Annotated in this window: 9 protein-coding genes; 7 read left to right on the forward strand and 2 right to left on the reverse strand. The window is 56.6% G+C overall.

Annotation, left to right across the window (positions count from 1 at the left end; all coding sequences use genetic code 11):
• The first annotated feature begins 44 nt into the window (after positions 1-44).
• The 7 genes from GM154_RS08780 (at position 45) to pepN (ending at position 8,219) form a co-directional block, all read left to right on the forward strand.
• Positions 45-2,018: a heme lyase CcmF/NrfE family subunit gene (locus GM154_RS08780; RefSeq protein ID WP_219651923.1), complete on the forward strand. Its 1,974-nt coding sequence runs from the start codon at positions 45-47 to the stop codon at positions 2,016-2,018.
• Positions 2,015-2,551: a DsbE family thiol:disulfide interchange protein gene (locus GM154_RS08785; RefSeq protein WP_219651925.1), complete on the forward strand. Its 537-nt coding sequence runs from the start codon at positions 2,015-2,017 to the stop codon at positions 2,549-2,551. Before GM154_RS08780 ends, GM154_RS08785 begins: the two co-directional genes overlap by 4 nt.
• On the forward strand, positions 2,551-3,021 hold the full coding sequence (locus GM154_RS08790; protein ID WP_037030874.1) for a cytochrome c-type biogenesis protein: 471 nt from the start codon (positions 2,551-2,553) through the stop codon (positions 3,019-3,021). Before GM154_RS08785 ends, GM154_RS08790 begins: the two co-directional genes overlap by 1 nt.
• Complete coding sequence (ccmI, locus tag GM154_RS08795; RefSeq protein WP_219651927.1) at positions 3,021-4,226, forward strand: c-type cytochrome biogenesis protein CcmI; 1,206 nt, start codon at positions 3,021-3,023, stop codon at positions 4,224-4,226. Before GM154_RS08790 ends, ccmI begins: the two co-directional genes overlap by 1 nt.
• A 122-nt stretch (positions 4,227-4,348) precedes the next feature.
• Positions 4,349-4,612: a YeaC family protein gene (locus GM154_RS08800; RefSeq protein WP_010797960.1), complete on the forward strand. Its 264-nt coding sequence runs from the start codon at positions 4,349-4,351 to the stop codon at positions 4,610-4,612.
• Positions 4,613-4,686: 74 nt separating this feature from the next.
• Positions 4,687-5,514: a DUF2797 domain-containing protein gene (locus GM154_RS08805; RefSeq protein ID WP_219651929.1), complete on the forward strand. Its 828-nt coding sequence runs from the start codon at positions 4,687-4,689 to the stop codon at positions 5,512-5,514.
• A gap of 47 nt (positions 5,515-5,561) precedes the next feature.
• Positions 5,562-8,219, forward strand: coding sequence for an aminopeptidase N (pepN, locus tag GM154_RS08810; RefSeq protein ID WP_219651931.1), 2,658 nt, complete (start codon positions 5,562-5,564; stop codon positions 8,217-8,219).
• Positions 8,220-8,671: 452 nt separating this feature from the next.
• Here pepN and GM154_RS08815 read toward each other — a convergent pair whose 3' ends face one another.
• Positions 8,672-12,337 carry an AAA family ATPase gene (locus GM154_RS08815; RefSeq protein ID WP_219651933.1) on the reverse strand — a complete coding sequence of 1,222 codons (3,666 nt, stop codon included), beginning with the start codon at positions 12,335-12,337 and terminating at the stop codon, positions 8,672-8,674.
• Positions 12,334-13,572: an exonuclease SbcCD subunit D C-terminal domain-containing protein gene (locus tag GM154_RS08820; protein ID WP_219651936.1), complete on the reverse strand. Its 1,239-nt coding sequence runs from the start codon at positions 13,570-13,572 to the stop codon at positions 12,334-12,336. Before GM154_RS08820 ends, GM154_RS08815 begins: the two co-directional genes overlap by 4 nt.
• Positions 13,573-13,616: the final 44 nt, after the last annotated feature.

Here is a 13,616-nt window from a genome sequence, read left to right on the forward strand (position 1 = left end):
TGCCGGGCTCTGCATTTTTGTTTTTAGTGTAATGCGAGAAATTCATGATTCCTGAACTAGGCCACCTGGCTCTGATACTTGCGCTGTGCATGGCTGTGGTCCAGTCGACGTTTCCCTTGCTGGGCACATGGCGAGGCAACCGGCAATGGGTGGGGCTTGCGCGGCCGGCGGCCTGGGGACAATTCGCTTTCCTTCTTTTTTCATTTGGCTGCCTGACCTGGTCATTCCTGACGAACGACTTCTCAGTGACCTATGTGGCGGAGAACTCAAACAGTCTTTTGCCCTGGTACTACAAATTCAGTGCAGTCTGGGGTGCGCATGAGGGATCGCTGCTGCTATGGGCTCTGATCCTTGGCGGCTGGACGTTTGCTGTTTCCATCTTCTCCCGGCAATTGCCCGAAGACATGCTGACGCGGGTTCTGTCCATCATGGGAATGATCAGCTCAGGCTTCTTATTGTTCCTGATCATGACGTCCAATCCATTCTCACGCCTGCTGCCCCAGTCGCCTGTGGATGGAAATGACCTGAATCCCTTGTTGCAGGATGTTGGGCTGATTGTGCACCCGCCTATGTTGTATATGGGCTACGTGGGGTTTTCCGTCGCCTTTGCCTTTGCCATCGCAGCCTTGCTGGGCGGGCGTCTGGACGCGGCATGGGCCCGCTGGTCCCGGCCCTGGACGCTGGTGGCCTGGACATTCCTGGGTATCGGTATTGTCCTGGGTTCCTGGTGGTCCTATTACGAGCTGGGTTGGGGTGGCTGGTGGTTCTGGGACCCGGTAGAAAACGCATCATTCATGCCGTGGCTGGTCGGGACAGCGCTTATCCATTCGTTGTCCGTCACGGAAAAACGTGGAGTCTTCAAGAGCTGGACGGTATTGCTGGCAATTGCTGCGTTTTCCTTGAGTCTTCTGGGTACGTTCCTGGTTCGCTCAGGCGTGCTGACCTCTGTCCATGCGTTTGCTTCAGATCCCACCCGTGGGGTGTTTATCCTTGCCTTCCTTCTGGTCGTGGTAGGCAGCTCGTTAATCCTGTTTGCCCTGCGGGCACCTGTGGTTAAAAGTCAGGTTGGATTTGAGTTGTGGTCTCGGGAAACGCTCCTGCTGATCAATAACCTCATTCTGGTCGTAGCGGCGTCCATGATCCTGCTGGGTACGCTGTATCCGCTGATCATTGATGCGCTAAGCGGTGCCAAGCTGTCTGTTGGTCCGCCTTATTTCAATGCCCTGTTTGTACCGCTGATGGTCATACTGATGATTGCACTGGCAATCGGCGTACTGGTGCGCTGGAAGAGCACCCCTGTGCGCTGGTTGCAGGGCATGCTCATGCCAATACTTATTGTCAGCGTTGTTCTCGGCGTGCTGGCAGCGTTCATGCTGGGCGACTTTCATTGGGCGGTGCTGGCGGCGTGCTCGTTGGCGTCCTGGGTTGTACTGGCTGGCCTTCGCGATCTGCAGGACAAGACGCGCCATAAAGGTTGGCTCAAGGGTATTCGCAGCCTCGGTCGCAGTTACTGGGGGATGCAGGCTGCCCATCTAGGGCTTGCGGTGTCGGCATTAGGGATAGTGCTCTCTACCCAGTTCTCCGCTGAGCGCGACCTGCGCATGGCGCCAGGGGAGTCGGTCGAGCTGGCAGGTTATCACTTCATTTTCGATGGCACTCAGCATTTCGAGGGGCCTAACTTCAAGTCGGACTATGGCACTCTGCGGGTCTCGAAAGGCAATCAGAATGTTGCGGTTCTGCATCCGGAAAAGCGTCTTTATGTAGTACAGCGCTCGGTCATGACCGAGGCAGGCATCGATGCAGGGCTTATGTGTGATTTATACGTGGCGCTTGGTGAGCCGTTGGAAGACGGGGCCTGGGCAGTCCGCATTCATATCAAGCCATTCGTACGCTGGATATGGCTGGGGGGCGTGCTGATGGCGCTAGGTGGACTACTTTCCATGTCGGACAAACGTTATCGACTCAAGGTGCGTCAGCGTGCCAGTCGGTCCCTGGGGCTCAAGGAGGCGCAGGCATGAAGCGTCGCCTGGTTCTACTGATTCCACTCGTTCTTTTCCTTGCCATGGCTGGCTTTCTATTCAAGGGCCTGTATCTGAATCCATCTGAGCTACCGTCCGCACTGATCGACAAGCCATTGCCGCCATTTTCATTGCCCGCTGTTGACGACCCCGGCCGAACCCTGACTCAGGTTGATTTTCAAGGCAAGCCCGCTTTGGTCAATGTATGGGGCACCTGGTGTGTCGCATGTCGGGAGGAGCATCCCGTTCTGAATACGCTCAAAGAGCAGGGCATCACCATCTACGGCATCAATTACAAGGACGATAATGCCAGCGCATTGAGGTGGCTGAAGGAATTCCACAACCCTTATCAGCTCAACGTTCGCGATGACAAAGGCAGCCTGGGTCTGAACCTGGGTGTATACGGCGCACCAGAAACCTATCTGATCGATAGCAAAGGCGTCATCCGCTACAAGCATGTAGGCATTGTAAGCCAACAGGTGTGGCGTGATGAGCTGGCGCCGCGTTACCAGCAGCTCATGGAGGCGCCATGATCCGCCGGATAGGAGCATCGTTATTATTGCTGTTTATATGGATAGGCGTTGCACAGGCTGCCATCGAAACCTTCGCGTATACAAACGATGCCGAGCGCGAGCGCTTTCAAGCACTGACGCGTGAATTGCGCTGCCCGAAGTGCCAGAACCAGGACCTTGCCGACTCGAATGCACCCATCGCCGCTGATTTGCGAGGAGAGATTCATCGTCTGATGAACGAAGGTAAAAGCGATGAGCAGATCATCAACTATCTGGTGGCGCGATATGGTGAGTTCGTCATGTACAGGCCGCCTGTTGAACAGCGGACCTGGCTGCTCTGGTATGGGCCGGCTGCGTTTTTAATCTTAGGATTCTGTATCATCCTGATCATCGTTCGACGTCGCCAGCAACAAACCTTGCCATCCAATGCTCCATTGTCTGCCGATGAGCAGGCACGCCTTGCATCACTTCTGAAAAAGAAAGATTCCTGATGATCGATTTCTGGCTCGCCATAGGGCTGCTGCTGCTCGTTGCCTTGGGCTTCCTCCTGATTCCTGCGATACGCCGTCAGCACGTTGCTTCTGGTAAAGACCGTGCCGCCGTCAACGTTGAGCTTTACGAGGAGCGACTGACAGAGCTCTCCCAGCAACACGCTGCAGGCTTGCTGACTGCTGGGCAGTGGGAAGAAGCCCGCTCCGAAGCTGCCCGTGAGCTGCTTTCCGACACTCAGCAGGCAGACACTGACGCCACAAGCGCTAAAGGCGGGCGCGCTGCGCCGTTGATCGTGGCGTTAATCGTTCCGCTCGTTGGACTTGGACTCTACCTGCATTGGGGTGCCAGCGACCGGGTCGAGCTCACTCGCGAGTTCAGCCAGCCGCCGCGCTCCATGGATGAAATGACTTCCCGGCTAGAGCGCGCGGTTGCCGTCCAGCCTGAGTCTTCTGAAGGCTGGTATCTGTTGGGTCGTACCTATATGAGCCAGGAGCGTTTCAGCGAGGCTGCTCATGCGTTTACCCAGGCAGTCCGGCAGGCCGGGCGTCAACCTGAGCTGCTAGGGCAGCTGGCGCAGGCGCAGTATTTTGCGGACGGTAAAGTCTTGACCCCGGAGGTCAAGACGTTGGCTGACGAAGCGCTCAAGGCTAATCCCAAGGAGTTGACTACGCTTGGGCTCCTGGGCATAGCGGCGTTCGAGCAGAAGGATTACGCCGGTGCAATCACTCATTGGCAAACCTTGGTCGATCAGCTGCCTACTGGCGATCCGTCCCGTAAGGCTATTCAAAGTGGTATCGAGCGGGCCCGGCGCTATATGGGCGCTAGCGGCGAAGCTGTATCTTCAGTCAGTGCTACTCAATCAGTTACCTTGAGCGTCACGGTAAGTCTTGATCCAGGCGTGAGCTCACGTGTCAAGGCGAGTGATACCGTGTTCGTGTTTGCCCGCGCTGTATCAGGGCCACCCATGCCATTGGCAGTAAAGCGTCTGACAGTAGCGGACCTGCCTGCCAGGGTATCGCTGAGTGACGCAGATGCGATGATGCCGCAGCTGAAGCTGTCAGGTTTTGATCAGGTTCAGCTGGTTGCGCGTATCTCTCGACAGGGAAATCCGACGTCAGGTGAGTGGGTTGCGCTTAGCAAGCCGATTGCGGTGAAAGATGCCCAGCCGCAGCAGTTGAAAATAACGCAGCCCGACGCCAAATAGAATATTTGCATGGCTTCTTGCAGGAGGGGCCATGCCTTGCCGGATGGCTGTGCGCAAGCATTCGCCTCCCGCTACACTTAAGCCTTTATTTGCCGGTATTTCTACTTAGCAGGAGCGGGAGCATGTCCACACCCTTTGCCCAGATGCTCGATAACATCACGCCGGAAATCTACGAGAACCTAAAACGCGCCGTAGAAATCGGTAAATGGCCGGATGGCCGCAAGCTGACGCGCGAGCAGGTCGAGCTCAGTTTGCAGGCAGTCATTGCCTATGAGGCCAGGCATGTCCCGGAGGACCAGCGAGTCGGCTACATGGGACCACAGGAATGCAGCTCAAAGTCCGAGCCGATTCCCAATCTTCTCTTCAAGTCCGACGCGATTCATTGATCTTCGCATCACCGCAGTTCCAAGCGCCGCGGCCTTAAACCGTGGCGCTTTCATTTAAAGGGTAGTGCAACACCATGACAGAGTTAGGGCGCGGCGCGCTAAGCAAGATGACGGTGCGTCTCGGCGAGCCCGTGCAGTATTCGTTTCGCCTGGGCGAAACAGAGATTCCCGTCAATCCGCTGATTGGCGAAAGAATCCGTCTGGAGTACCTGGGTGAAATCCATTGTATCCATTGTGGCCGCAAGACCAAGAAGAGCTTCGGTCAGGGTTACTGTTATCCCTGTTTTACCTCCCTTGCCCAGTGCGACAGCTGCATGATGAGTCCTGAGAAGTGCCATTTCGAGCATGGCACCTGTCGCGAGCCGGAGTGGGGAGAGTCTTTTTGCATGACGCCCCATATCGTCTACCTGGCCAACTCCTCAGGGCTTAAGGTCGGTATTACGCGTGCCAATCAGATCCCTACTCGCTGGATCGACCAGGGTGCTCATCAGGCGCTGGCCATCTTGCGTGTGGCTACCCGGCAGCAATCGGGTCTGGTGGAGGATCTTTTTCGTAGCCAGGTAGGAGACCGCACCAACTGGCGCGCTATGCTCAAGGGAGAGGCAGAGCAGGCGGACCTCGCTGCGCTGCGCGACCAGATTCTGGATGCCTGTGCGCAAGGGATGCACGTGCTTCAGGAGCGTTTTGGCCTGCAGGCGATCCAACCAATAGTCGACATGGAGCCGCTTCAGATTCATTATCCGGTTACGGTGTATCCCACCAAGATTGTTAGCCACGATCTGGAGAAGACGCCTGTAGTAGAAGGCACACTGCTTGGTATCAAGGGTCAATACCTGATGTTTGATACCGGGGTCATTAATATTCGCAAATACACAGCTTACCAGCTGGCCGTGCATCATTAAGCCGCCGCGGTACAACCGCCGTCGTGAATTAGCATAAGGGTTACGTCATGCGCACCGAGCAACCGAAGACGATACATCTCAAGGACTATCAGGCCCCTGAGTACCTCATTGACGAGACGCATCTCACGTTCGAGCTGTTCGATGACCATACGCTCGTTCATGCCGAGTTGCATATGCGGCGTAACCCTGACCGAGGCGCCGGTCTGCCACCCCTTGTTTTACAGGGGGAAGAGCTTGAGCTGTTGAGCCTGTCGGTCAATGCCGAGCCCCAGACGCCTAATGAGTATCAGGTCGAGTCCGATCACCTGACGATCCAGCCCTGTGGCAACAACTTCACTCTCAGCACCACTGTACGCATCCATCCGGAAACCAATACGGCGCTGGAAGGCCTGTATACCTCTGGCAAGATGTTCTGTACGCAGTGCGAGGCCGAAGGTTTCCGCAAGATCACCTACTACCTCGACCGCCCGGATGTGATGAGCGTATTTACCACAACCATCAAGGCGGACAAGGTCAAGTATCCGATCCTGCTTTCCAATGGCAATCCGATTGCCAGCGGTGAGGAAGAGGGCGGACGTCACTGGGCGACCTGGGAAGATCCCTTCAAGAAGCCGTCTTATTTGTTTGCCCTGGTAGCCGGTGATCTCTGGTGTATTGAGGATACGTATACCACGGGAAGCGGACGCGACGTAGCCCTGCGGATCTATGTGGAGCCGGAAAACATCGGCAAGCTGCAGCATGCCATGGACAGCCTCAAGCGCTCCATGCGCTGGGATGAGGAAGTCTATGGCCGTGAATACGATCTGGATATTTTCATGATCGTTGCGGTGAACGACTTCAACATGGGTGCCATGGAAAACAAAGGGCTGAACATTTTCAATTCCAGCGCTGTTCTGGCAAGCCCGGACACTGCCACAGACGCCGCGCATCAGCGGGTCGAGGCTATCGTTGCCCATGAATACTTCCATAACTGGTCGGGTAACCGTGTCACTTGCCGTGACTGGTTCCAGCTGTCCCTGAAGGAAGGCTTCACCGTATTCCGTGATGCCGGATTCTCCTCCGACATGAACTCGGAAACAGTCAAGCGTATCGAGGACGTGGCTTTTCTGCGGACCAATCAGTTCGCAGAGGACGCCGGTCCGATGGCACACCCGGTGCGCCCGGATTCCTTTATCGAGATCTCCAACTTCTACACCCTGACTGTCTATGAAAAGGGTGCTGAGGTGGTGCGTATGCTGCACACCCTGTTAGGTGCAGATGGTTTCCGCAAGGGGACCGATCTGTACTTCGAGCGCCATGATGGCCAGGCGGTCATGGTCGAGGATTTCGTCAAGGCCTTGGAGGATGCTAACGGCGTCGACTTCACTCAGTTCAAACGCTGGTACAGCCAGTCCGGTACACCGCGTCTGGAGGTGGCTGAAGCCTTTGATGAACAGGCCAAGACCTATACGCTGACCTTCCGCCAGAGCTGCCCGCCAACCCCTGGCCAGCCCACCAAGGAGCCCTTCGTAATTCCGGTCAAGTTAGGGCTGTTGGGAGGGCAAGGGCAAGAACTGCCGCTACGCCTTGCTGGTGAGACGGAAGACGCTGTAACAGATCGCGTGATTGCCGTAACCGAGGCTGAGCAGTCCTTTACGTTCGAAGGTATTATGGAAAAACCGCTGCCCTCATTGCTGCGCGGATTTTCCGCACCGGTCAAGCTTAGCTTCCCCTATACGCGTGAGCAGCTGATGTTCCTCATGCAGCACGATTCCGACGGGTTCAATCGTTGGGATGCTGGTCAGCAACTGGCTGTACAGGTCTTGCAGGAGCTGATCGTTCAGCAGCAGAAGGGTGAGGTGATGGTACTCGATCAACGTCTTGTCGAGGCGCTGCGCACGGTACTGGAGGACGAGCGCCTGGATCAGGCTATGGTGGCAGAAATGCTGGCGCTTCCAACGGAGGCGTATCTGGTCGAGCTGTCTGAGGTCGCCGATATCGATGCTATCCATGCTGCCCGTGACTTCGCTCGTGATGAGTTGGTTAAGGCGTTGTATGAGCCGCTGTGGAAGCGCTATCAGGCGAACCGCGAAACCTCACGCAATACGCCGTATGTTGCCCAGGCGGATCATATTGCCCGCCGCAGTTTGCAGAACATCGCACTAGGCTATCTCATGATGAGCCGCAAGCCGGAAGTGGTTGCAGCGGCTCAGGAGCAGTTCGACAACTGTGACAACATGACGGAACGCCTGGCGGCGCTGTCAGCCTTGGTAAACTCCGACTTCGAGGCGGAGAAGACCGAGGTGCTGGAGCGCTTTGCCGAGCGCTACAAGAATGATCCGCTGGTCATGGACTCCTGGTTCAGTGTGCAGGCGGCCAGTTACCGTCCGGGTGGTTTAGACCGCGTCAAGGCATTGATGGGGCATCCTGCCTTCACCTTGAAGAACCCCAACAAGGTTCGTGCACTTATCGGCGCCTTCGCCAACCAGAACCTGATCAATTTCCATCAAAAAGACGGCAGCGGTTATCGCTTCCTGGCTGATCAGATCATTACGCTCAATGCCTTGAATCCGCAGATTGCATCCCGCCTGCTAACGCCGTTGACCCGCTGGCGCAAGTACGATGAAACCCGCCAGCAACTCATGCGTGGGGAACTGGAGCGGATCATGGCAAGCGGTCAGCTCTCGATCGATGTGTATGAGGTGGTAAGCAAGAGCCTGGCATAACGTAAATGCTTGGGTAGCAGGCCTGAAGGATGGGCCTGCTACTTCCGGCTGATGCCTATAAGTGATGAGCAGGCGGACGCTTGCCGTGACAGTTCGGGCGAGTTCGCTACCGCTTGCACGCTTCTGCCATAAGTGATGTTTATTCTTTCCTGGCATTCTGGTCGCGCGGACTTTCCCTGGTGTCGCTCCATAACGCCTGGGTATCGACATGAGATACCTTTGCGCCAATCGGCGTACAGCTGACCCGTCAGCGGGGCTGATTGCAATCTGTTCGAAACCGCAAAAACCTGTAGGACATACGTGTAAGAAACGCTTCCTAAAGGAATCGTGCTTCAGTCACTGCTCCCGGATGTGCGCCCAGCGGATAGCCAGACGTTTGAAAAAATAAAATGATCACGAGTGGCGCTCGGTTCGTGTGAGCGCCACTGGACGGTGATGCCCGGCAGCATGGCTTAGTCAATAAAGCGAGGCGTCGGCCCCTGGATTCTTAACGTACTCAATCCGTTGCCCTGTTTGCATACCTGCACCTGGACAGGAATACGCTCATGCATTTCCTGGACATGGGAAATAACAGCAACCTTGCGGCCTTGAGCTTGAAGTCCGTCTAATGCGTCCATGGCAAGCTGTAGCGAATCAGGGTCAAGGCTGCCAAAGCCCTCATCAATAAACAGCGACTCGATCTTCAGGTTAGTCGACGCCATGGAGGCGAGACCCAGGGCCAGTGCCAGTGAAACGAGAAATGTTTCTCCACCGGACAGAGAATGTACCGAGCGCAGCTCATCGCCCATTTCGGTATCCTTAACCAAGATCCCTAGCGCACTGCCGCCTCGCTTGAGCCGATAGCGGCGGACCAGCTGCTGGAGTTGAGCATTGGCATGATGGATCAGCAGATCCAGATTGTAGCCTTGAGCAATCTTGCGGAAGGTATGACCATCGGCAGAGCCGATCAGCTCGTCCAGCCTGGCCCAGCGAAGATACTCCGCGCGGGCGCTCTCGATCGCGTTCAGCAACTCAGCGCTTTGTGTGCGCCGACGGTTGTCTTCAGCGATTTCAGCCCGTAGTTCGGCATGACGTTCCTGAGAGGCCTGGTTGAGTTGGCTCAGCTCTGTCCAGCGCTGCTCCAGCGTCTCCGGCTCAGGAAGGTCGGCCCGCTCGGTCCGGTGGGCTGCCAGACGTTTTTCACGCTCTTGAACGACCACATCAGCCTCATTGACAGCCCGTTCCAGGGCCTGCAACTGCTGGCGCAAGGCAGTGTGCTCACGGTCATCGATACCCAGCAGTCGAGTCAGCAGTGTCTCGTCAAGCGTACTGTGCTGGGCCCGCCAGGCGTCAAGCTCGACGAGGAGTAGACGATGTGCGGAGTCCAGCTTTTGCGCTTCGCCTCGCTTGAGCTCAACAGTATGGCGTAATTGCTCATGGTTCAGATTGACCTCATTCCAGGCTTCCCTGGCTTGACTCTCTGCTTGGCGTGCCTGTTCAACGGATTGGTTCAATGCCTGTTGCCAGGCATGGGGGCTGGCATGTTCACCCAATGTTGTCTGAAGGCGCAGCTGACCACTCGTCAATTGTTCTTCCAGTGTTGCCAGCAGACTGGAAAGCTTTTCATGCTGCTGAAGTCTGGTCTGCTGTTGATAACGCTCACGCTCGAGGTCGGACGTGCAGGTCGTCAATGTCTTTTCCAGCTCCTGTTTCCGTAGCAGGTAATGGTGTCGAGCTTCTATGAGTGCTTCCAAGCGCGTAAACGTAGGCTGGGGCTGCTGTTGCCAATGTTCCAGCCAGGGTGCAGGCAGTAGTGCAGTGAGTTCAGCCAGCTCCTGAGCGTGTCGAAGCTCATCCTGCTGGATGGCTTTCAGGTGTTCTTCCAACTCCCATGCGGCCTGCTGGCTACGCTCGCGGGCGGTTTGCCAACGCTCCTGTAAGCCATCGATTTTTTGCTGGTGATTCAATAGGAACTGCAGGCGCGTTTCTTCGGTCTGGATGCGCTTGCTGAGTGCTGTCAATTGTTCGTTCAGCCAGAAAGAGCGATGCTCCTCAGGTTGGGCGAGAAGTGTCTTGCCTTCCGGGTGGCCTCGCAGCTGCTCATGTATTCCCAACTGCTGTGCGGTCAGCTGTTCTTCTTGCTGCTTGAGATCCTTGAGTCGTTCATTCAGACCGGCAACAGCGCTTCGTAGACCAATCAGGCGTTCGTACAGCTGTTGCACATGTAGTCGAGCCTGCTCTTCTTCCCGAGCTTCATGGGAGGCTATAGCTTTTGCCAGAACACTCTCCTGATGAAAAGGATGCTCCTGGCTGCCGCACACAGGGCAGGGCTCGCCTTCTACGAGTTGGGCACGCAGCTTTTCCACGCTTACGCTACGCATCAGCCGTTGCCGCTCAAGTACGGCAAGGGTGAGCTTGAGGTCGCGCTCGGCTTCGGCGTGCTCTGCAGCGGCGCGCTTACCCTCGGCTATGGTGTGGGCCCGCTCCTGCAAGAGCGCTGTCTGCTTTTCCTGATTACTGAGCCAATAGCCTTCGAGCTCTTCTCCTTGTTGCCAGAGATAGATGAGTCGTTCCAGTGAGCTGAGCAAGGGACGGCTGGCCTGTTGCTGTTGCGTCAGCGCCTGGATTTGCTCGCTCAGGTTGCCTTCCGCGCCGGATTCCTGCTGGAGCGTCTGGATGGCTGTCTGATAAGTATCGGCCTCTTCCTGGGCTTTTTTTACAGCAGCCTGTAACTGGGGAATGCGCAGGCGGGATCCCGCCAAGCACTCGCCGAGCTGCAGGTTCTGCTGAAGGCGAGGTCGGTAGGCTGACCAGGCATCACATAATGCTGACAGTGCCTCGCTTGTCTGAAGCTGTGTGGCTATCTGCTCCAGTGCCTGACGTTGCTCCACCTCGGTAGTTGCCAAGGCGTTGATCCTTGCCAGGGATTCGCGTTGAAACGAGTCCTCTTGACGCCACGCCTCGCGGGTCTGCTGGACGTCGATCTTGAGGCGGCTGAGGTCGTTCTCTTCCTGAAAAGCCTGTTGCAGTGAATCGGCACTCTGATGCAGGGCTTCTTCCGCGGTTTGGCGACGGGTTTGAGCGTGCTGCTGGCGTTCTGTCAACTCGTCCAGGCGTTGTTCAATCGCTTGCTTCTGCTGTTCAAGCTGTATGAGGTGGGCCGCCAGCTGGCCCATGTCATGCTCAAGCTGCGCCTTCTGCTGATAGCGATGACGCTGTGGTAGCAACTGATCAAGCCAATGAAGCGTCTGGCGCGCCTCTGTATGCTCATCGTGTTGCTGCCGCACTGTTGTACGCGCTGTCTGGGCCTGAGCAAGCTCCTGCTCCAATCGCTTCAAATCCCTTAACCAGCGCCGCTGCTGTTCCACCTCACCAAGCTCGACCTGAATGCGGGCCAAGGCCTCCAGCGTGCTCTGGCATTGGGTTTCGAGTGCTGTGCGGCCAGCGTCGTCTAGGGGGCGGATACCACCTGCTTGCTGTTCCAGTTGATCAAGGGATTGCCTAGCCTGTTTCGCCCGTTCGAAGGCGCGTCGGCCAAGCTGGCTATAGATCGCAGTATCGGTCAGTTTTTCCAAGAGTTCGCTGCGGCCGTTGTCGTCCGCTTTCAGAAAGGCGCTGAACTCGCTTTGCGCCAGTAGTACTGCGCGGGTGAACTGTTCAAAGGTAAGACCCAGGCGCTGCTCAAGCTGGGTTTTGAATTCGGCTTTCTTGTCGGCTGCCAATAGCTGCTGCGTGTCCAGGTTCCGCAGGCTCTGGCGGCTGGGCTGCAGTTTTCCATCCGCTCTGTCTCGAGCGCGATTGGCTTCCCAGCGTGCACGGTAGCGGTAACCGTCGATACCCAGGAAGTCCACTTCAGCATAGCCTGCACCGCTACCGCGGCGAAGAAGGGTACGTGGATCGCCTGTAGCAATTTCGTTATCGCCGTCTGGCACCTTGGCTTCCTTGCGCACATTGCTAAGGCGTGGCACTTCACCAAACAGCCCTAGCGAAAGGGCATCCAGCAGTGTGCTCTTGCCTGAACCGGTTGGACCGGTAATGGCAAACAGGCCGGTGCTGGCAAGGGGTTCAGCGGTGAAGTCCAGCTCATGCGGGCCGGCAAGAGAGGCGAGGTTTTTCAGGCGAACGGCCAGAATCTTCATGCCTGTTCTCCCAGTGCGATGTCTTCAAGCAACTGGGCAAAATCGTCCAGTGTGGACGATTCTGGCATTTGCCCATAGGTATCCTGCCAGGCGCGACTGAAAAGCTCTTGTGGCGTCAGTTGCTCCAGCGCCACCAGCTCCGGCGACTCGCTGGAAGTACTGACGGCTCCCGCGTATTGCACGCCGATCCGTACGAGGCGCAGCGATTTTCTTTCAAGAGCAGACTCCAGCCGCTGCCGTAGATCGGGTTGGGGTGCGTCGAGTATGACTCTGACTTCGAGCCAGGGAGTTAAGTGGCTTTCGGGTGTATTGAAGAGGTCGATTTCGGATTGGCTTTTGAGATGCTCAAGGATATCTGCCAGTGGTGCAGGGCCCAGGCGCACCATGTCCACGGCTCGCGGGATCCGAATACTCTCGACAGTCTTGAGCGCTTCTCCTTCGAACTGAACATCAAGAATCTGGTGAGGATAGTCCACTTCCGCGAACGAGAGGGGAAGGGGAGATCCGCTGTACCGGATACGCTCCTGCTTGGCTACCTTTTGCGGCTTATGCAAATGACCCAATGCCACGTAGGCAATGCTTGGTGGAAACAGAGAGGCAGGTTGAGCTTCGGCATTACCAACAATAATATTGCGCTCTGAATCCTCCGATACCTGGCCTCCCGCCAAGTGTGCGTGGCTCATGGCAATAAGGGCCTGGCCTGGTGTGCGACGTGTTTCAGCGTGGGCAATCAGCTCTGCGTGTACCTTGGCGATACCCTCCATATAGGTAGCATCACTTCCCCCCGTTACTTCTGCCGGTCGTAAAAAAGGCAGGGCTAGGCACCAGGCTCTGATCGCGCCGTTTGCATCGGTAAGCGGAACCATTAGCCGCCTGGCATCCAGCGAGCCGTCATCCAGCCAGAGCACTCGCCCTAACGCATGGGTCCGCAGGCTGCGCATGAGCGGAGCGGGGAGTTCGATCCGGGCTCCAGAGTCATGGTTGCCTGCAATCATCACCACCGTTAGGGTAGGAAGCGCCAGGTGTGCCTGTACGATAAAGTCATAGAGGCGCTCCTGCGCCTTGACCGGCGGGTTGATCGTGTCGAAGACGTCGCCAGCGATGAGCAGGGCATCGGGGCGGCGCGTCTTGAGTTGTGCCAACAGCCAATCGAGAAAACAGGCGTGCTCGAAGTCGCGATCCTGACCATGAAGGGTCTGGCCAAGATGCCAGTCGGAAGTATGAAGAATACGCATGGTGTTCCTGTTCAGGCGTGTGGTCGAGGCGTTGCGCCCGGACC

Source organism: Pseudomonas sp. MAG002Y, from assembly GCF_019400845.1.
Lineage (GTDB): Bacteria > Pseudomonadota > Gammaproteobacteria > Pseudomonadales > Pseudomonadaceae > Chryseomonas > Chryseomonas luteola.